General features: G+C 71.0%; 15 protein-coding genes and 1 pseudogene. 8 read left to right on the forward strand and 8 right to left on the reverse strand.

Going from position 1 to position 19,193, the window contains the following annotated elements:
• Positions 1–708 precede the first annotated feature (708 nt).
• The gene (locus MXD61_RS19270) at positions 709–942 is read left to right on the forward strand and encodes a hypothetical protein (RefSeq protein WP_248814872.1); all 234 of its coding nucleotides are present in this window, start codon (positions 709–711) and stop codon (positions 940–942) included.
• Positions 943–946: 4 nt separating this feature from the next.
• Here the strand turns inward: MXD61_RS19270 and MXD61_RS19275 are convergent, their stop codons facing one another.
• Together MXD61_RS19275 and MXD61_RS19280 are read right to left on the reverse strand one after the other, a co-directional pair.
• Positions 947–1,687, reverse strand: coding sequence for a response regulator transcription factor (locus MXD61_RS19275; protein ID WP_248814873.1), 741 nt, complete (start codon positions 1,685–1,687; stop codon positions 947–949).
• Positions 1,681–3,084 (reverse strand): sensor histidine kinase, encoded by a 1,404-nt coding sequence (locus MXD61_RS19280; protein ID WP_248814874.1) that lies wholly within the window; start codon positions 3,082–3,084, stop codon positions 1,681–1,683. The genes MXD61_RS19275 and MXD61_RS19280 overlap by 7 nt, the downstream gene beginning before the upstream one ends.
• Positions 3,085–3,219: 135 nt before the next feature.
• On the opposite strand from MXD61_RS19280, the gene MXD61_RS19285 reads away from it, so the two are divergent.
• Positions 3,220–5,541, forward strand: coding sequence for an MMPL family transporter (locus MXD61_RS19285; protein ID WP_248814875.1), 2,322 nt, complete (start codon positions 3,220–3,222; stop codon positions 5,539–5,541).
• An 80-nt stretch (positions 5,542–5,621) separates the two neighbouring features.
• Here the strand turns inward: MXD61_RS19285 and MXD61_RS19290 are convergent, their stop codons facing one another.
• From MXD61_RS19290 to MXD61_RS19300, 3 genes are all read right to left on the reverse strand, one after another.
• Positions 5,622–6,287 carry a hypothetical protein gene (locus MXD61_RS19290; protein WP_248814876.1) on the reverse strand — a complete coding sequence of 222 codons (666 nt, stop codon included), beginning with the start codon at positions 6,285–6,287 and terminating at the stop codon, positions 5,622–5,624.
• On the reverse strand, positions 6,284–6,607 hold the full coding sequence (locus tag MXD61_RS19295) for a YciI family protein (protein ID WP_374629192.1): 324 nt from the start codon (positions 6,605–6,607) through the stop codon (positions 6,284–6,286). The genes MXD61_RS19290 and MXD61_RS19295 overlap by 4 nt, the downstream gene beginning before the upstream one ends.
• 192 nt (positions 6,608–6,799) lie before the next feature.
• Complete coding sequence (locus MXD61_RS19300) at positions 6,800–9,466, reverse strand: FAD/NAD(P)-binding protein (RefSeq protein WP_248814878.1); 2,667 nt, start codon at positions 9,464–9,466, stop codon at positions 6,800–6,802.
• A 300-nt stretch (positions 9,467–9,766) separates the two neighbouring features.
• Between MXD61_RS19300 and MXD61_RS19305 the strand changes: the two genes are divergently transcribed.
• The gene (locus MXD61_RS19305; protein WP_248814879.1) at positions 9,767–10,444 is read left to right on the forward strand and encodes a uracil-DNA glycosylase; all 678 of its coding nucleotides are present in this window, start codon (positions 9,767–9,769) and stop codon (positions 10,442–10,444) included.
• A 93-nt stretch (positions 10,445–10,537) separates the two neighbouring features.
• Entirely contained in the window at positions 10,538–12,115 is a 1,578-nt protein-coding gene (locus tag MXD61_RS19310) for an ATP-binding protein (protein ID WP_248814880.1), read from the forward strand.
• A 78-nt stretch (positions 12,116–12,193) separates the two neighbouring features.
• Here MXD61_RS19310 and MXD61_RS19315 read toward each other — a convergent pair.
• A pseudogene (locus MXD61_RS19315) lies at positions 12,194–12,325 on the reverse strand (SAM-dependent methyltransferase); the annotation flags it as partial.
• Positions 12,326–12,374: 49 nt separating this feature from the next.
• Complete coding sequence (locus MXD61_RS19320; RefSeq protein WP_248814881.1) at positions 12,375–12,803, reverse strand: VOC family protein; 429 nt, start codon at positions 12,801–12,803, stop codon at positions 12,375–12,377.
• 684 nt (positions 12,804–13,487) lie between these two features.
• Between MXD61_RS19320 and MXD61_RS19325 the strand changes: the two genes are divergently transcribed.
• The 4 genes from MXD61_RS19325 to crcB all read left to right on the forward strand — a co-directional run bounded on the left by MXD61_RS19325 (position 13,488) and on the right by crcB (position 17,140).
• Positions 13,488–14,501: a hypothetical protein gene (locus MXD61_RS19325; RefSeq protein WP_248814882.1), complete on the forward strand. Its 1,014-nt coding sequence runs from the start codon at positions 13,488–13,490 to the stop codon at positions 14,499–14,501.
• A gap of 62 nt (positions 14,502–14,563) precedes the next feature.
• A complete protein-coding gene (locus MXD61_RS19330) occupies positions 14,564–15,739 on the forward strand; it encodes an NACHT domain-containing NTPase (protein WP_248814883.1) in 1,176 nt (391 codons plus the stop codon).
• Between the two features lie 544 nt (positions 15,740–16,283).
• Entirely contained in the window at positions 16,284–16,769 is a 486-nt protein-coding gene (locus MXD61_RS19335) for a CrcB family protein (RefSeq protein WP_248814884.1), read from the forward strand.
• Positions 16,766–17,140, forward strand: coding sequence for a fluoride efflux transporter CrcB (gene crcB / locus MXD61_RS19340; protein WP_248814885.1), 375 nt, complete (start codon positions 16,766–16,768; stop codon positions 17,138–17,140). The genes MXD61_RS19335 and crcB overlap by 4 nt, the downstream gene beginning before the upstream one ends.
• A 70-nt stretch (positions 17,141–17,210) precedes the next feature.
• Here the strand turns inward: crcB and MXD61_RS19345 are convergent, their stop codons facing one another.
• The gene (locus tag MXD61_RS19345) at positions 17,211–19,190 is read right to left on the reverse strand and encodes a hypothetical protein (protein WP_248814886.1); all 1,980 of its coding nucleotides are present in this window, start codon (positions 19,188–19,190) and stop codon (positions 17,211–17,213) included.
• Positions 19,191–19,193 lie beyond the last annotated feature (3 nt).

The raw sequence follows: 19,193 nt of genomic DNA on the forward strand, positions 1-19,193 counted from the left end.
CTCCCCCCGGACGGCCGGGCCGGACAGAAACATAGCCGGAACCGTGGCACCGAAAGTGGCGCTTTGTCGGCATGATGAGTACCGGTTGTCCCGTCCTGTCCTGTCAGGACGGGCGAAACGGGCGAAAACCACCCACGTGCCCGAACGGGATGGCAGATGCCGCGGGACGTGCCGCGGCCCGGCCGGGGACGGAAGCGATGTCGTACACGGGGGAGACAGCGTCGGAGGACCCGGACGGGGTCGCCAGCTACCAGGATCCGCACGAAGCGATCACCCGGCTGTGGGGACGCTCCAACGACCGGTCGGTCGAGTCACGAGCCGGGCTGTCCAAGACCACCATCAACGACCTGCGTAACCGGCGACGTCGGGTCACCGAGCACTCGGTGACCCGGATCGTCGAGGCCTTCGATCCGCGGCGACGCACCGCCTGGTTGGCCGCCTGGCATCGGCTGCAGCACAGCGCCAGCCTCGGCCAGGCGCCCTGCTGTTCGGCGGCACCGCCTCGACCGCCTCGACGGCGTCGAGCGCGCTGCAGGCCGCGCGTACCGCGACCGGCCCGTCGGGATGCTACGACCTGCCGCTGCGAACGACGGCGACCGTGGTCGACCAGCGAGGTGCCGCGCAGTACGACGTCCGGGTCTCGCAGGCGCCCTACACCTGTTACCCTGCCTGGAACCCGTCCTTTACTACCCCGGGGACGTGCTCACCGTGTCCGGCGAGCTCTGCTTTCGTGGGCCGCGGGGCATCATGGGCTATCCCGGCTATCCCGGGATCACGACCCGGATCCACATGATGCTGGTTGACCGGGGCGGGGCGACGGTGCTGGCCCGCGACGCCGAACGGCTCGACGGATTCACCGACCGCGATCTGGCCGTGCGCGGGGCCGACATCATCGGCTACTTCGACATTCCCTCAGCGACGATGACGCCCCCGAACAGCTGACCCGTCAACCGTCCGTGGATCTGAGGGAGTCGCGGTGCGGCGGCGATCCATCCCGGCGGTGGACCGGCTCGTCCGGGGGCGCGACGAGCCGTGACCGGTAGGCCAGCACGACGAGCTGCGCCCGGTCGCGGGCGCCCAGTTTGGTCATCGCCCGGTTGACGTGGGTCTTGGCGGTCAGCGGGGAGAGGTACAGCTGTTCGGCGATCTCGTCGTTGGACAGCCCCGCCGCGACCAGACGGACGACCTCGGCCTCGCGGTTGGTCAGCCGGCCGGAGCCGGCGTCACCGATCGGGGTGGCCGGCGTGGTCGGGCGGGGCCTCGCGACATAGTCGGCGATGAGCTGCCGGGTGGCCAGCGGGGACAACAGGGACTCGCCGCTGGCCACCAGCCGCACGGCCCTGACCAGTTCGTCCGGCTCGGCGCCCTTGCCGAGGAAGCCGCTGGCTCCGGCGCGCAGCGCGTCGAAGACGTACTCGTCGATCTCGAACGTGGTCAGGACCAGGACCCGGGTGTTCGCCAGCCGCGGCTCGGCCATGATCGTCCGGGTTGCGGTGATCCCGTCCAGTCCGGGCATTCTGATATCCATCACGACGATGTCGGGCTGCGTGTGCAGAGCCAGTCGGATGGCCTCGTCACCGTCGGCGGCCTCACCGACGACCGTGAGGTCCGGTGCCGCGTCGATGAACACCCGGAAACCCGCCCGGATCAGCGGCTGGTCATCGGCCAGCAGGACCCGGATCACCATCGCAACTCCACGGTGTGCGTCAGGTCGACCTCGGTTGCCGGGGGACCCGCCGATACGGGGTCCGCGTGCGACGATTCTGCCCGCACGGATGCTGCGGCGCGCGGCTGCGCGGCGGGTTCGGTCGACTGTGCGGGTTCGGTCGACTGTGCGGGTTCGGTCGGTGTGGGCGGTTCGTTGTTTCCGTCGGGCTGGGGCGGAAGGGGCAGCTGCGCCGACACGACGAACGAATCGTCGGGGGTGCGCCCGATCCGCAGCCGACCATCGAGTGCCGCCGCCCGTTCGCGCATACCCGTGATGCCATGTCCGGCGACGAAGCCGGCCTCGATGATGTCGGCCTCGGCGACCAGATGGTTGGTGCGGCCCCGGCCCGCACCGCTGTTGAGGATCTGAAACCGTAGTTCGTGCTGGTCGTAGGTGAGGCGGACCGAGGCTCGTCCGCCGCGGCCATGTTTGTAGGCGTTGGTCAGGGACTCCTGGATGATCCGGTAGGCGGCAAGGTCGACCAGGGCGGGCAGCGGCCGCGGCCGGCCGTCCACCTGACAGGCCAGCGGCAGGCCGCTGGACAGGAAGCTTTCCACCAGCTTGTCGAGGTGGGCCAGCCCCCGCGCCGGGCGGGTGAGAACGGGTTCGCCCGGGTCGCGCAGCACCCGGACGAGGGAGCTGAGCTCGTCGAGCACCGTCCGGCTGGCGCGCCGGACGTGCCCGAGTGATTCGGCGGCCCGCCCGGGGTCGCTGGTCAGAACATGCTCGACGACGGCGGACTGCACGTTGATCAGAGCGATGTGGTGGCCGACCACGTCATGCAGCTCCCGCGCGATGCGCAGGCGTTCTTCGGTGACCTGCCGCCAGGCCTCCTGCTCACGTCCCTGTTCGGCGCGGATGGCCCGGTCCTCGACAGCCGCGACATAGTCCCGCCGGCCGCGCACCGAATAGCCGGCAACCGCGCAGAAACCGACCCAGCTCCAGGCCGAAAGCAGATTGTTGACCGAGGGTCCGCTGAGGACGTTGATGATGGCCAGAAAGACGGCGATACCGGCGGCACAGTGCCAGCCGATACGGCCACGACGGTACTGGGTGACGGTGTAGAGCGCCGCCCCCATCGCCAGCCCCAGCGTCGGCGCCGCGCGGCCGTCGCTGATCCAGCCGACGGTGACCAGCGAGACGGTCACCGCGAGGACACCCACCGGTCGGCGCCGACGGGCCAGCAGCACCAGGGCGGCCAGCACGGCCAGCGTGAGGGAGAACGGGTCGTAGAAATCCGACGTGGCCCGGGACGAGTCGAGGCCCCCGACCATGCCAAGACCGAAGGCGAGCAGCGCTACCAGGCGGTCGACCGCCCTGGGCCGTGCCGCTGCGGCGCGGATGACGAGCCAGGTCGGCGTGGGTCCGGCGGACATCCTCCTCACGGTACCCGTCCAGGGAATTCCGTCATCCACCGTCCGTGGTACTGCCGAATACCACGAACGCAGTACCCGTAAATGTCTGCGGCTGCCAGATGTTCTTACCGCCGGCGGCGGGCAGTTTGTAGCGTCATGGCTCACTTCCTACAACTGCTCGGACGCGTCTCGTTCCGGCGACGCCGGCTGGTTCTCGTGCTCTGGTTGGGTGCCCTGTTGTTGAGCGGTCTGGGTGCCGCCACGCTGTCCGGTCCGACGTCGGACAGCTTCACCCTGCCGGGCACCGAGTCCCAGCGCGCCGGCGATCTGATGGCGCAGCGTTTCCCCGCCACCCGGGTGGACGGGGCGACGGCAAGAATCGTCTTCGCCGCACCGGCCGGCGCGCAGCTCACCGAGCCCACCTGGCGATCCGCGGTGACCGGGGTGATCGCCGAGCTGACCGGCAGCGCCGACGTCGCCTCGGTGTCCGACCCCTACCAGGGTCAGATCGCCAGGAGTGGCGGCGTCGGCTACACGCGGGTCACCTACGCCGTGCCTGCCACCGATCTGTCCGAGGACGCACGGGACACCCTTACGCACGCCGTCGACGCGGGCCGGGCCGCCGGCCTGACCGTCGAGGTCGGCGGGGATGCCACCGACGAGGAGGGCAGCGGAGCCACCGAACTGGTGGGGCTGATGGTCGCGGCCCTGGTCCTGGTCGTCACCCTGGGTTCGCTGGTCGCGGCGGGTCTCCCGTTGCTGGTCGCCCTCGTCGGCGTCGGCATCTCGCTGGCCTCGGTGACGGCGGCGACCGGTTTCCTGGAGCTGTCCTCGAACACCTCGACGCTCGCCCTGATGCTCGGTCTCGCCGTCGCCATCGACTACTCGCTGTTCATCGTCTCCCGCTACCGCGACGAACTCGACCGCGGCCTCGACCACGAGAGCGCCGCTGGTCGGGCGGTGGCCACCGCCGGCTCTGCGGTGGTGTTCGCCGGCCTGACCGTCGCGATCGCCCTGGTCGGCCTCGCGGTGGTGAACATTCCCTTCCTGACCGAGATGGGCATCGCCGCGAGTTTCGCGGTTCTGCTCGCCGTTGTCATCTCCCTGACCATGCTGCCGGCCCTGCTGGGCTACGCGGGCGACCGCGTCCGCACGCGTCGGCGGCACCAGGACCAGCGCCCGCCCCGGCGCCGCCTCCCGTCCGCCGGTCGTCACCTTCCGTCCGCCGGGCGTCACCTGCCCCCGGCTGGACGGCACCCCGAACCCGAACCCGAAGCCGAAGCCACGCGCGGGCGGCGCTGGGCGGAGCGGGTCACCCGGCGCCCGGCCGCGGTCCTCGCCGCCACCGTGATCGGCCTGGGTCTGGTGGCCATGCCCGCCCTCGACCTCCAGCTCGCCCTGCCCGACGACGCCACCGCGGCACCGGACAGCTCGGCCCGTAAGGCCTACGACCTGCTCTCCAGTAACTTCGGCGCCGGATTCAACGGTCCCCTCACGATCGTGGTCGACGGGCATCCGACCGGCGGCGCCCGGGTCGATCCGATGGAGGCCGCCGGTGTGATCGCCACGCGGATCGGCGCGCTTCCCGACGTCGCCGCGGTGACACCGGCGACGCGGAACCCGGCCGGTGACACCGCGGTGTTCTCCGTCGTCCCGCTCTCCGGTCCGGCGGACGCGAGGACCAGTGACCTTGTCCGCGCCATCCGGGAACTGCCCGTCCCCACCGCCACCGAGGTCTCGGTGACCGGAAGCACGGCGCTGGCCGTCGACATCACCGATTCACTGGGCGATGCGCTGCTGCCCTATCTGATGGTCGTCGTCGGTCTCGCGCTCGTTCTGCTGTGCGTGGTCTTCCGCTCGATTCTGGTGCCGCTCAAGGCCGTCGGAGGATTCCTGCTCACCGTCGTGTCCGCGCTGGGCGCCGTCGTCGCGGTCTTCCAGTGGGGCTGGTTCGACACGCTGCTGGGCATCGAGGGCCAGACCGGCCCGATCATGAGCCTGCTTCCCGTTCTCGTCGTGGGTCTGGTCTTCGGCCTGGCGATGGACTACGAGGTCTTCCTGGTCACCCGGATGCGTGAGGAGTTCGTCCACGGCGCCCCGCCCAGACAGGCGGTCGTCACCGGTTTCGAGCACAGCGCCCGCGTGGTCACGGCCGCCGCCATCATCATGATCAGCGTGTTCGCCGGTTTCGTTCTCACCCCCGACGCTCTCATCAAGCAGATGGGCTTCGCGCTGGCGCTCGGTGTCGGCATCGACGCGTTCCTCGTCCGGATGACCCTCGTGCCCGCCGTCATGACCCTGTTGGGACGCAGGGCCTGGTACCTTCCCCGCCGCCTGGACCGAATCCTGCCGAACGTCGACATCGAAGGCACGTCCCTGCGGGATGACTCGCAGACCCTCGCGGTGAACATCCTGCCGCTCCAGACGGACCTGCCCCCCACCGCCACCGCCACCAAGACTGGGAGTGACGGTCGGTAGGTGCTCGGGTGGACAGGGTGCCGGCGGGTCGTCTCGATGGCGACTCGCCGGTGCGCCGATGGTGTGCGCGGGCGCGCGGGTCACCCCTGATCCGGGCGGACGGTCGCCCGCGGGTGGTCGCGGCGGCGGGCCAGGTAGGCGGTCTCGGCGGTGTTGGTGCTCAGGGCGAGAGCCCGGTCGTAGGCGGCGCGTGCCTGCTGGTCGCGGCCGAGGCGACGTAGCAGGTCCGCCCGGGTGGCGTGGTAGGCGTGGTAGGTGGACAGCGGGGCCGCGAGCCGGTCGACGGCGGCCAGGGCGACCTCCGGTCCGTCGAGTTCGGCGACGGCGATGGACCGGTTGAGCACGATGATCGGCGCCGGGTCGAGGCGGATGAGCTGGTCGTAGAGGGCGATGATCTGCGACCAGTCGGTGTCGTCGGCGTCGCGGGCCGACGTGTGGACGGCGTTGATCGCGGCCAGGATCTGATAGCGCCCCGGCGCCGACCCCGCCGTCGTGGCCGCCGCGACGGCGGCGAGACGTTCGCGGACCAGCCGGTGGCCCTCGGCGATGAGCGCCGTGTCCCAGGCGCGGGGGTTGGGTGGGACACCGTCGGTCGGCCACCGTTCGACGGCGGTCGCGAACGCCTCGGCCGCCGCCTCCTCGGCGCGGTCGAGGTCGCCGAGGCGCCTGGTCAGGATGGCGACCACCCGGGCCCACTCGGCGCGGTGGGCCCGCGTGATCGCCGCCTGGACGTCGACCTCGCTCACAGGAACGGACGGATCTCGATCCTGCGGTTGCAGGCCTTCGAACCCTCGGCGGCAAGCGCCAGGGCCACATCGAGATCGGCGGCCTCGAGGATCCAGAAGCCGGCGAGGAACTCCTTGGACTCCACGAACGGTCCGTCGGTGACCAGCGCCTCGCCACCCCGGTTGTCGACCACGGTCGCCGTGTCGGGGAACCCGAGACCGCCGGCGAAGACCCAGTGCCCCTGCTCCTGGAGCCGCGCGTTGAACACGTCGATCGCGGCCTGCTCCTGCTCGGTGCCGAGTTCGGGACGGTCCTGGATCACGGACATCAGATACCGCATCGCGAGATCAGCTCCTGTGGTTCGCGGGCGCCCCGGTGGGCGACCGTCGCTCACCCCTGCTACGAACGCCGCCGCCCCGATTCGACACCGGGCCCCGCGGAAGTTCCCACGACCGTTCCCGCACACGTTCGCATGTCGCCGCGCGGCCGGGTCGGGCCAGGATCGATCCGGCCACGCGGCGACGTCCGTGCGCTACTCGCGGCTGGCCGGATGCCCGGTGCACAGCGCGGCGCGCAGATGGGCGTCGCGGGGGGAGGGCCGACGGTCGAGTCGGCTCCGCAACAGGGCCTGGGCGATGTCGGGCCGGCCGGCCTGGACGGCGCAGTAGATCGTGGTGTCCTCGACGATCTCGCGCTGGGCGGCGCTGCCCCCGAGCCGTTCGACACCGGGCAGGGCGACCAGCGCCTCGGTCGCCCGGTCGGGATCGCCCAGGGTGAGGTGGATCAGGGCGTCGGCCAGCGGTGCGACCGTGTCGGTGAACACGGTGCTGGTGCGGGCCGCCGCGGACCGGCGCAGTGCGGCGAGGCGCTGGCAGTCCCCGACGGCGGCCAGCGCGATGGCCGCGTGCAACGCCACGAACGGCGTCGGCGGATCGACGAGCAGGCCACCGGGGACGGTGTCCAGCACCGGGCCGAGATCCACCGACGTCCAGGTGCCGGCGGTGAAACCACGCCACAGCAGCGACGCGGAGTCGACCAGCGCCCGGACACCGGCGACGGCCGGCGGCGCGAGCTGGGCGGTGAAACGTGCCCGGACCGCGCTGTCCTCGCCGAGGGCGATCTCGTGCATGGCCGCGTGCCAGGAGAAGTGGGCCCGGTGCGACGAATCCGAACCGCAGGCCGAGATCCAGGTGTCCAACCAGGCCAGCCCGGCCGCATGGTCACCGGTCTCGTAGTGGACGTGGGTCTTCGCGTGGACGGCGTGCCCGGCGGTCGGCTCGACGGCGAGCGCCAGCGCCGAAAGCTCGGCCGCCTCCTCGTAACGTCCCTGTTCCTGACGGGTGAAGGCGAGCAGCCCCCGGTACCACCAGTTGTCGCGGTAGACCGGAGCGAGCCCTTCGACCAGCGCCCAGGCCTCGGCCGGAAGTTCCGTCGCACCGCTGAACGCGATGGTGGGCACGGCGATGCTGACCGCCAGGGCGTCCTCGGGGTAGGCGTGGATGTAGCTGAGCAGCGCCGCCGCCGACCCGGCTCCGCCCGGTTCGTGGATGCGGGCGGTGACGACGTCGATGAAACGCCGTTCCCGCTCGTCGGCCCGTCCGGCGTACCGCCGGGCCTGCGCCAGGGCGGCCTCGACGTCGACGTCGGCGCCCCATTCGGCGCCGAGCAGCGCCAGCACCGCCTGCCCGAGGGCGAACCGCGGGTCGGCCTCGACCGCCTCGGCCACCAGCGTCTCGGCGCCCGACCGGACCCGCAGGATGCGACCGAGCCCGGCGACGTAACGACCGGCCGCCGCCGAACTCGCGGTCAGCGGCAGACCGTAGGGGTCGTGCACGCGTCGGACGCCCCGAGGTCCGGGGAGCGCGGCCACGAGGGCGGGGGCGAGCGCGGCGGCCTGGCCGCGGATCTCCGGCATCGCCGTGCTTTCCCACAGCTGCCCGCGGCGCAGCGGTCCGATCGCCCAGATCGCCGGGTGGGGCCCGTCGGCGGCGGCCAGGCGGCCGGACGCGTCGGTGGCGAAGCCCAGATCGAGTGCGTCCGGGGTGGCCAGGCCCGCGGCGAGCAGGTTCATGACCAGGGGATCGTGGCTGGTGCGCACACCGGAGCCCGCACCGGTGCAGTTCAGGACAGCCGCGGCGAGCACCCGGGAGCCGTCGCTGAGCGAGACCTCGACACCGGTCTCGGTCTCGCGTGCGCCGACGACCCGCGCGGCGTGGGTGACCAGCGAACCTTCGGTGCGGCGCTGCTCGAGCCAGGCGTGGACGGCGGGGTCGACGCGGTGACGCACCTGATCCCAACGGCGCACCGTGGTCGCCAGGAACGTCGCCTGGTCGGCGACGGGCAGCCGCGACCACAGTTCGGCGGTCAGCGGGCGCAGCGCGTCCACCGCCCGCCGCCAGTCGCCCCCGGCGGCGCGGATGTGCGCGAAGACCAGCCGGCGGGCCTGCCCGAGGCTCATCGGCCCGGCGGGCAGCCGCGGGGCGGCCAGCGGCGGCGCCGGTTCGACCGCGTGCGGCAACGGCAGCAGCCCGTGCCGCGAGGTGACGTGCAGCCGCACCCCGGCCCGGCTCCAACGCTGGGCCATGTCGGTCATCGTCAGGCCGGCGCCGACGAGCAGCACGTCGCTGCCGGTCGGCACGTACGCCTCGGCCTGCGAACGCCACGGATCGGCGATGAACCGGGGTGAGCGGGCCAGCGCCGAAGGCACCCAGGAGGTCGTCGAGGCGCCGTGGCCGAGGGCCAGGACGACACCGTCCACCGGGTGGCTGGTGCCGTCGTCGAGGGTCAGGCGCAGCCGACGACCATGGCGGCGGATGTCGGTGGCGCGGGCGCGCACCTGCTCACAGCGCACACCGCTCGCGGCGCGCAGCGTCTCCTCGAGGGTGTGACGAAGATAGTCGGCGTAGAACTGGCGGGGCGCGAAGCCACCCGGCGGAAAGTCGACCGCGACATGCCGGCGAAGCCAGCGCAGGAAATGCTGCGGATCATCATCAAAGGCGCTCATCTTCGCGGCCGGCACATTGAGCCGGTGCCGCGGATCCCGGGTCAGATACGCCAGACCCGTACCCACCTCGTCCGGTTCGACCAGCAGTATCGTGAACCTTCGGCCGGTAACCGACGCGGACCTTGCCAGCTGGGCGGTGGCGAGGCACCCGCTGGCCCCACCACCCACCACCGCGACGACCACCGGCGCACTCATCGGGACCGTCGACAGCTTGTACGCGGACACCTGAGCATGAAGATCTCCTTTTCCGTCCATTCCCGTCGCCAGCAGAGTAGGCACAGTCGGGGCGGTCGGTGAACTGGAATGACGGAATACGGACACCCCGGACACACTCGGTCCCCGAGATCGACGGACCAGAACGGCGACGTCGGGAAAACGCCTGCGGATCCGTGCCCCCGCCCGAAGCCCCTCGGTCGTGTGGGTCGGTGGCATCACCGTGCTCCCGCAGCGGCGCGGCCACCGCGCTGCGGGGAGCGCGCAGTAGGCTGACCGGCCATGCCAGCGCAACCACTGCGGGAACTCGTCGAGGCGGGCTGGGCGCGGGCCCTCGAACCGGTCGCCGACCAGATCACGGCCATGGGCGACTTCCTGCGGGCGGAGATCGCCGCCGGCCGTAGTTACCTGCCCGCCGGCCCGCACGTGCTGCGCGCCTTCCAGCAGCCCTTCGACGACGTGCGGGTGCTGATCGTCGGCCAGGACCCCTACCCCACACCCGGTATGGCCATCGGCTACAGCTTCGCGGTGGCACCCGAGGTGCGCCGGCTACCGGGCAGCCTGCAGAACATCTTCCAGGAGCTGAGCACGGACGTCGGCGCGCCCCGCCCGTCCAACGGCGACCTGACCCCCTGGACGAGCCAGGGGGTGCTCCTGCTGAACAGGGCGCTGACGACGGCCCCGCGCCAGCCCGGCTCACACCGCGGCAAGGGCTGGGAGCCGGTCACCGAGCAGGCGATCCGGGCGCTGGCCGCGCGGGGCAAACCGCTGGTCGCGATCCTGTGGGGCGCCGACGCGCGCAGCCTTCGGCCCTTCCTGGACGGCGCGGCGGTGATCGAGTCGACCCATCCGTCCCCCCGGTCGGCCGATCGCGGTTTCTTCGGGTCCCGTCCGTTCAGCCGGGCCAACGACCTGCTGCTGCGCCAGGGCGCCCAGCCCGTCGACTGGAGCCTTCCCTAGCCGGCAGCCGGGCAACACGGCGATCACCTGGTGGCGAATGCCGGATCCGTAGAGTGGTGATCGTCGGGGCTGGTAGGTGGGAAGGGCGGTCCGGTGGCGCGCTGGTTCAACACCGCTGGTCCGTGCGTGCCACGTAACCATTTCATGATCCCGGCGGCTCGGCGTCTGCCGGAGATCCCGCGGCTGGTGGCGCGGGAGGGCTACTTCGTCGTCCACGCGCCTCGGCAGACGGGCAAGACCACCACGTTGCAGGCGCTCGCGGACGAGCTGACCGCGACCGGCCAGTACGCGGCGCTGCTGTTCTCCTGTGAGGCCGGACGTGCCTGGGGCGACGACATCGGCGCCGCCACCCGCGCGATACTGGCCCGGGTACGAGCCGAGGCGCAGAACGGCCTTCCGGTGGACCTGCTCCCGCCGCCCTGGCCGGCGGCTCCCGACGGTGCGCTGTTCGCGCAGGCACTGACGGAATGGGCCCGGGCATGCCCGCGGCCACTGGTGCTGTTCCTCGACGAGATCGACGCGCTGCACGGACAGACCCTGATCAGTGTTCTCAGCCAGCTGCGGGACGGTTCCCGTGGCCGGCCCGCCAACTTCCCGATGTCGGTGGCGTTGTGCGGCCTGCGTGACGTCCGTGACTACCGGGCTGCCTCCGGGGGCGACCCGTCCCGGCTGGGTACGGCGAGCCCGTTCAACATCAAGGTGAGGTCGTTGCGGCTGGGGAACTTCAGCGCCGACGAGGTGCGGGATCTGTACGCCCAGCACACGGCCGACACCGGTCAGGTCATCACGGCGGACGCGGTGGCGCGGGTGTTCGAGCTGACCGCGGGCCAGCCGTGGCTGGTCAACGCCCTTGCCGCTGAGATCGTCGACGAGATGGCCGTTCCCGTGTCGACACCGATCACGGGCGACCAGGTGGAGCTGGCGAAGGAGCGGTTGATCCTCGCCCGCGCGACGCATCTCGACTCGCTGGTGGACAAGCTGACCGAGCCACGCGTGCGACGGGTCATCGAGCCGGTCCTGGCCGGAACGACGCTGCTGTCCGACCCCTACGACGATGACCTGAGCTACACCCGCGATCTGGGGCTCATCACCCCCGACCCGCCGGTGCGGATCGCCAATCCGATCTACCGGGAGATCATCCCTCGGGTGCTGGCCGCCGACGTCACCGCGAACGTCACCGCCGAGCCGCGGTCGTTCGTACGCGAGGATGGACGGCTTGATCTGGCGAAGCTGCTGGCCGAGTTCGCCGACTTCTGGCGGCTGAACGGTGATGTTCTCGCCGCCCGGCAGGTCTATCACGAGGCCGCGCCGCAGCTGGTGATGATGGCGTTCCTGCAGCGGCTCATCAACGGCGGTGGCTATGTGGAACGTGAGTACGGCGTGGGCCGTGGTCGTATCGATCTGCTCATCCGCTGGCCCCATCCTGGTTCGGACGGGCGGCGGGTCTGGCAGCGGGAAGCACTCGAACTCAAGGTTCGGGGCGGGGGTGACGCCGACCCACTGCGGGAGGGCCTGACCCAGCTTGACGCCTACCTGGACCGTCTCGGCCTCGACACCGGAACGCTGGTTGTCTTCGACCGCCGTCCAAGCGCCCCGGCCATCCACGAACGCACCTGCATCGACACCACCACCAGCCCGGCCGGGCGCACCATCACCCTGCTCCGCGGCTGATATCGGCGTCCACCGCAGTCTCAGGGCTTTCGGGCGACGCCGACGAGGAATGCTGAGGCTCGCGTCGGTCTCGAAGAAGTGGAGGATCGGGAACAGGGACAGGCCGATCGACCGGGTGAGGTCGAGGGTCCCGCGCAGCTCGGCCGCGTTCAGGATCTTCGTCACGTCATGCGGGTCGGCGTCGAGGTAGGCGGTAGCGCCAGCCGGTGTGCTTACATAGAGGCAGACGGCTCACCACCTCGCCGGTCCCGGAGGATGCTCAGTCAAGACAAAATTCGTTTCCCTCGACGTCCTGCATCACGATGCAGGAATCGTGGCCGTCATACAGCAGTCGCACGCGCACCGCGCCGAGCGCGGCCAGTCGTGCGCATTCGGCTTCGAGCGTGACGAGGCGCTCTTCACCCACGAGCCCGGAGCCGACCCTCACGTCAAGATGCAGCCGATTCTTGACGACCTTTCCCTCGGGAACGCGCTGAAAGAACAGTCGCGGGCCCAAACCTGAGGGATCAATGCAGGCAAACCATGAACCCTGATTCTCGGGAAACCGGGAGTCGTTGAAGTCGTCCCAGGTGGCGAACCCTTTCGGGGGAGGCGACACAACGTACCCCAACACCTCGCACCAAAAGCGAGCCACGCGCTCAGGTTCAGCGCAGTCAAAGGTGACCTGGAACTGCTTGATCGATGACATGGGCGCACCATGGCATGGGATGCCTTTGTTCATCTCCCGCATTTTGGCGGGAGGATGGACCCTGAGGGCTGCCGCTGCGTCGTGCGGTTGCAGGAGCCGGGCCGTGCATGTACAACGCGGGTATGGAATTGTTGTTCGCCCGATTGCCAAAAGAGGCTGACGAGAATTCTGAACCTACACCGGCACGATCGGTGCCACCCGTTGGTTGCACATGTCTACGTGTGGAGATCAGTGTGGGTAGGGCCGCGACCACTCCCGCGCGGGAGCTGGGCCGCCCCAGGATGGCGTTCGGGTAGCCAGGGGATCACGGGTGGTGGGATGTCTGGCATGCCGTTCCGAGCGCACATCGGACATCCCCCGAGTCGTTGGACTATCGGTTGTGGATCCACCAGACCGCAGCCGTGGCTGCGGCGCCTCCGGCCGTGGTGCCGGCGCCGCGCAGGGCGGCGATGCCCACGATGGAGAGGAGGTGCCGCAGGGCACGGGGCCCGCGCCGATGGTGGTTCTGGCTCGGGTTGCCTGCGGGTGGATGGAGGGCGGTGGGGGTCTTGGCGCTCATGTGCCCAGACTGGGGTGGGTGTTGTCCGGAGCGGTCCGGTGGATGGGTCGGGATGCCGGACATGCCTCTTCGATCATCATTAGGCTGAACCCAGTCAGGTGCTAGGGGTCACGGGGGTGGCTGTGGTGAGGCGAGATTCGATCGGTCGGACGCGGGCCGCCGTGCGGGAGCTGGTGGCCGCGGTGGGTGACCCGCGGCCGGATCGGCTCCTGGATTGCATGGTCGGCGAGTACCAGGTGGGCCGTTCCACGGTGTACGCCTTCTTTTCCGGTCGGGATCTGGCTGAGTGGAAGACCGTTGCGGCACTGGTCCAGGCGTGCCAGGAACATCACCGGCGGGGTCACCTGAACGGCCTGGCGCAGCGGGAGCACCAGGAGTGGGTCTCGCGGGGCCGGTTTGACCTGGCTGGGTTCGCCGACGTGTACCGGCAGGAAACCGAGCCTGGTGAGGGCGAGAATCCGGCGTGGGTGGCGGCGCGGACGCGGTATCTGCAGCGGGTGCGGGAGCGGTATCCGCGGGTTGATCTGGAGATTCTTACGCCGCTGACCGATCAGGGTGAGCATCCGATCATGTTGGTGGAGCAGGTCTTCACGCCCCAGCATGTCCGTGCCGACCCGCCGCCGATGGAGGTGCCGCGGGAGGTGTGGCGGCGGCTGGCCGACGCCGGTCACGACGAGTCAGACCTGCCGGACGAGGTCGACCGGGAAAGGCTGCAGGCCGCGCTTCGCGCCTATCGCGACCGGCCGGCCCGTCCCGTCCTGGACGTCCTCGCCGATCCTGCCTGCAGGAAGCTGGTGGTGCTGGGAGATCCGGGTGCGGGCAAGTCCACGCTGGCCCGCTACCTGATGCTCACCCTCGCCTGCCCCGCCGGCGCACCGGACGAAGCCGTGTTGGGCCCCGCCGCGGACGGCGCCCTGAGCGCCGGTGCGCCGGGCCCTGCTCGGCGGGTACCACAGCCGCCGGCAGGGCTGGCGGGATGGCTGCCGCTGCTGGCCGAAGCCACCAGCGCCAGACCCTCGACACCGCGGGGTTCGGCCACTGGATGCTCCAGGACCTGGACCCTGATCAGATCCGCTCCTTCACCACCGGCTGGTACGCCCGGTCCTGCCCCACCGATACCGCGCAGGCCAGCCGGCTGACCGCCCGGCTGCTCGCCGCGGTCGACGGCTCGACGGCGGTCGCGGAGCTGGCTGGTAACCCGATGCTGCTCACCATCCTGGTGATCATCGGCCGGCGCCGCGAGCTCCCGCGGGACCGGCGCAGCGTGTACGAGCACGCGGTCACCGTGCTGGTCGAGCACTGGGACGTCAACAAGCATCTGCGCGACGCCAACGTCGACACCGATAACGCGTTCCTCGACGTGACGAACAAGCTGGAGCTGCTGCACCGGGTCGCCCGCGGCATGCAGGACGCCCCGGCTGGGCTGGCCGGCAATCACATCCCCGGCCCCGACCTGGTCGCAGCGTTCCAGACCTACCTGATCGACGAGTTCAGCCTGCCCGCCGTCCAGGCGATTACCGCCGCACGGGCCATGCTGGAGCAGTTCCGGACCCGCAACTTCATCCTCGCCCGCTTCGGATCCCAGGTGTACGGGTTCGTGCACCGGACATTTCTGGAATACCTCGCCGCCGACGACCTCAACCAGCGCCTTATCAACCTCGACATCAGCCAGGAACAGATACTCGCCGTCTATGACCGCCACTGGCCAGACCACGCCTGGGCCGAGCTTCTTCTCCTGCTCACCGGGATGATCCCGGACCGGCTCGCCACCCGAGCCATCCGCCAACTGCTCGCCGCTGATCCCCGATGGCGGGTCCGCACCACCCCGCCCCGGCACCTGATCCTTGGACTGCAGGCCGCCGCCGAGATCCGCAAAGCCTCAGCCCTCACCCCTCACGCCGAAGCGATCACCGACGCCCTCATCCTCCTCCTGGGAGAGGCCGATGCACGCGAAACGCGGTTCGCACCCAACGACTCCCTGTCCGCGGATGTGAATGCGGTGCTGGCTAGGCTGTTGCCTCATATCGGCCCTCATTGGGCAGGCCGTGACCGGTACCAGAACTGGTACCACGCCAACGGTCAGCGGCCGGGCTGCTCCTACCCGTATACCGCCGCCCGCGCCGCCGCCCGGATCTACATGGCCCAGCTACCCCACCCACCTGCTGACCTGCATGACGCCGCGACTCACCCACACTGGGCGCTCCGCGAAGCGGCGGTCGAGGCGATTGCTGCGGGTTGGGCTGACGACGAGGCCACCCTTCCGCTTCTGCGCGACCGAGCTACCACCGACGACGACAACGACGTGCGGCAGGCTGCGGTCGAGGCGATCGAGCGGATTGAACTTGGATATCGACGCCGATCACGCGGAGGTCGGTAACTTTCGATAGCCTGACCATCTTCGCCTGGCTGGCCGACGCCGACCCGACCAACGCCAAGGCGCAGCGTGACCTGAACGCCTCCTACAAAAGTTGGGGGATCTGGCACGGGCGACCGGGAACCTGGCGCGGCCGAACGTGCCTACCGCGACAGCCTGACCATCGCGGAGCGGCTGGCCGGTGTTCAGATCGGTTGGGCCTCGATCCGAGAAGGTCGGCATCGCCGGTGTCCGGAGCCAGTCTCGTTCCGCGCCCGCCGTGGCACTCAGGCCGGCGTCCTGCGCATCGGTCGTATCGCTGACGAACATCACCATGGTGACGCGATCTGATGCGCCGACAGAAGACCACCCAGAGTGCGGTGGCTACCATCGCAGCGTAGAAGTCGTTCGGGTGGCGCGGTATCGTCGCGGATGTCGGTGGCTGTTGGCCGCCGTGCGGCGGTGGGGCTCGCCGGACCCGAACCGCGGCATCCGCTGCCGCCAACGGTCCCTACTTGTGCCAGGTCGTGTCCGGTTGCTCGGGCACCGCGCAGGTAGGGAGACAGATATGGACGGCGCGTTCCCGCCGAAGGCCGAGCGACCCACCGATCCGGATGTGGATCTGCGTGTTCCGGCGCAGCGTCGGGAGCTGGGCCGTGGGCCTGTGCTGCTGCTGGCGGTGATCGCGGTCGGTGGGGCGGTCGGGGCGTGCGCCCGCTACGGCGCGTCGCTGCTCTGGCCGGATCCGGCCGGGGTGTTCCCGTGGACGACCCTGCTGGTGAACACGGTGGGCTGCGCGCTGATCGGGCTGCTCATGGTCGTGATCACCGAGGTGCCGGCGGTGCACCCGCTGACCCGGCCGTTGCTGGGCACGGGGGTGCTGGGCGGATTCACCACCTTCTCCACCTACGCGGTCGACGCGCGACGGCTGATCGACGGTGAGCACACCGGTCTCGCCCTGGCGTATCTGGCTCTGACCATGGCGCTGGCGCTCGGTGCGGTCTGGGCGTCGGTGGTCGCGACCCGCCGGCTGGTCGGGCGACGGTCGCGGTGAACTGGCTGCTGGTGATTCTGGGGGCGATGGTGGGAGCGCCGGCGCGCTACCTCGTCGACCGGGCGGTGCAGGCCCGCCACGACAGCGCGTTCCCCTGGGGCACGTTCACGGTCAACATCGCTGCCAGCCTGATTCTCGGGCTGGTGACCGGTGCGGTTCTGGCGGGGGCCGCGTCGTCCCGGGTGGGGCTGCTGGTCGGCACCGGGCTGTGCGGGGCGTTGAGCACCTACTCGACGTTCTCCTACGAGACGCTGCGCCTGGCCGAGAACGGCAGCGGCCTGCTCGCCGCCGCGAACGTCGCCGCCAGCATGTTCGGCGCCCTCGGCGCCGCCGTCCTCGGGATGGAGGTGGCCCGGGCGGTGTGGGGATGACCGGACGCGGGCGGGGCTTCGCCCACGAACACCCTGACTGCCGCCTGGGGCGGGGTCGGTCTGCCGGCGGTCAGGCGGAGTCGGAGGTGGAACCCGAGGGGGAGTCGGGCGCTGACGGGTCGTCCGGGCCGGGGCTGATGGGGGAGGGGGAGGCATCGTCCGGGGGTGTCGTGCGGCGGTGTCGACGGGTCCGCAGGACGGCGAATCCGCCGGCTGCCAGTGCCGCGGCGCCGGCTACCGTGCCGGCCGCGTAACCCCACGGGCCGGGCAGGCCGAGTGGGCCCTCGGAGTCCGTGTCCGCGGCGGCGCCCCGGGCACCGCTGGCAGTGGCCGGGGCGCAGCGGGCGGTCGTGGCCTCGTCCCGGTAGGTCCTCTCCTCGGCGGTGGGGGTGTCCTGGCCGAGGGTCGGGTCGCCGGTGCGCAGGGCGGCGCGGTCGGCGGTGTCGAAGCGGCCCACGACGTCGGCGTAGAAGCCGACCTGCGCGGCGGCCAGGTCGGCGTCGAACTTCTCGAGTTCGCCGTCCGGGGAGACCACGACGAGATAGCTGGGCCCGGCGATGCCCGAGACGTGGGGAACACCGGCGAGCTTGTGGAACGGCGCGCCGGGGGTGATCTGCAGTGGCGGTTTGAGCAGTGCGTGCCGTTGCAGCCCGGAGGCGACCAGCGCGGGCTTGGCGATGGTGTCGAGGGTCGGGCCCTGGGTGGTCCAGATGGCGTAGAGCTCGTTCTCGCCGGTGGCGTGGTAGCCGCGTACGGGATCGTCGATCCATTCGGTCGCGCCGAGATGTTCGATGCTGACCGCGCCCACCGCGCGCCGGACCAGATCCGGGTGCCGCAGGATCCAGGCCCGGGAGTTCTCGATGCCGACCCGTCCGGACATGTGCCCGGGGTACAGCGCGAACACCAGCGTCCGGCGCAACCGCTGCCCGGGCGGCAGCGCGGCGAAGTGCCGGGCCAGGGCGACCGCCGCGACCCCGCCGTTCTCCTCGAACGCGTTCTGCCCGTCGGTGTGGGTGTTGACGATGACGCACTCGTCGCTCTCACCGGGCAGCACCGCGGTGATCTGGCGCAGTCGGGTGCGCCGGACGGGGGAGATCAGGGTCAGCCGTGTGCGTGGCCGGGCCGCCGCCCGCTCCCGCAGCCGCGCGCCGACCTCGCGGTCGACGACGAGGGCGGGCAGCGGCTGTGGCCGGGTGGTGTGCGGCGAGTAGTTGCCGCGCAGCGCCGGGCGGGACGCGGCCGTGGTGAACACGACGCCGGCCAGCCCGAGCACGGCGAAGTCGTTGAGGTCGGGCCATAGCCCCAGCCACAGACGGGTGTAGTCGATCCGCGCCCAGTCGGCCTCGTCGTGCCCGTCCCACTGCAGGTAGGCGGAGATCGCGGTGAACACGTTGGCGGTCAGCCGGCCCGGGGTGGGCAGGTCGACCAGCAGGACGGCGCCGTGCAGCGATCCCGCCGGCACGGCGGCCACCCAGGCCCGGATGGCGGCGGTCACCGCACCCGGGTCGAGGAGCGCCTCGAGCGGGCCTGGCATCGGGAAGCCCTTGGCCAGCACCAGCGGGCCGGTGACGCCCTGGGCGGAGGTACCCGCCGAGCGCACGTACGAGGTCGCCACCTCCACCGGGCCGGCGCCCGGGCCGTCGAGGATCTCCAGGGCGAAGTCGGCCGGCTGGTAGCTGTCGTAGGTGTACTCCTCGCAGGGCTCGATCCGCAGCCCTGCGGCGGCCAGTTCGTCGGTCAGCCAGGTGCACCACTCGTCGTGGCCCGGCCAGCCCGGCAGCCGTGGCCCACAGTCGACCATCCGCCGCACATCCGCCCTGAGCCGCTCCGGAGTCGCCACGGCCACGACCCCGGCCGTCGCCGCGCCGCCTGCTGCCACGGTGGACGTGCCGGTGCCGGTGCCGGTGCCGGTGCGGGTGCCATCGGTGTCGGCGGGTGGCGCGGCGGCTGATCGGCGGGTGAGGCTGGCGCCGATGGACGCGGTGGCCGCCGCGAGCAGCGCACCGCGGACCAGGGTGCGCCGGGTGGCGCTGGAATCACCGTCTGCCACCGT

Source organism: Frankia sp. AgPm24 (genome assembly GCF_023243055.1).
Lineage (GTDB): Bacteria > Actinomycetota > Actinomycetes > Frankiales > Frankiaceae > Frankia > Frankia umida.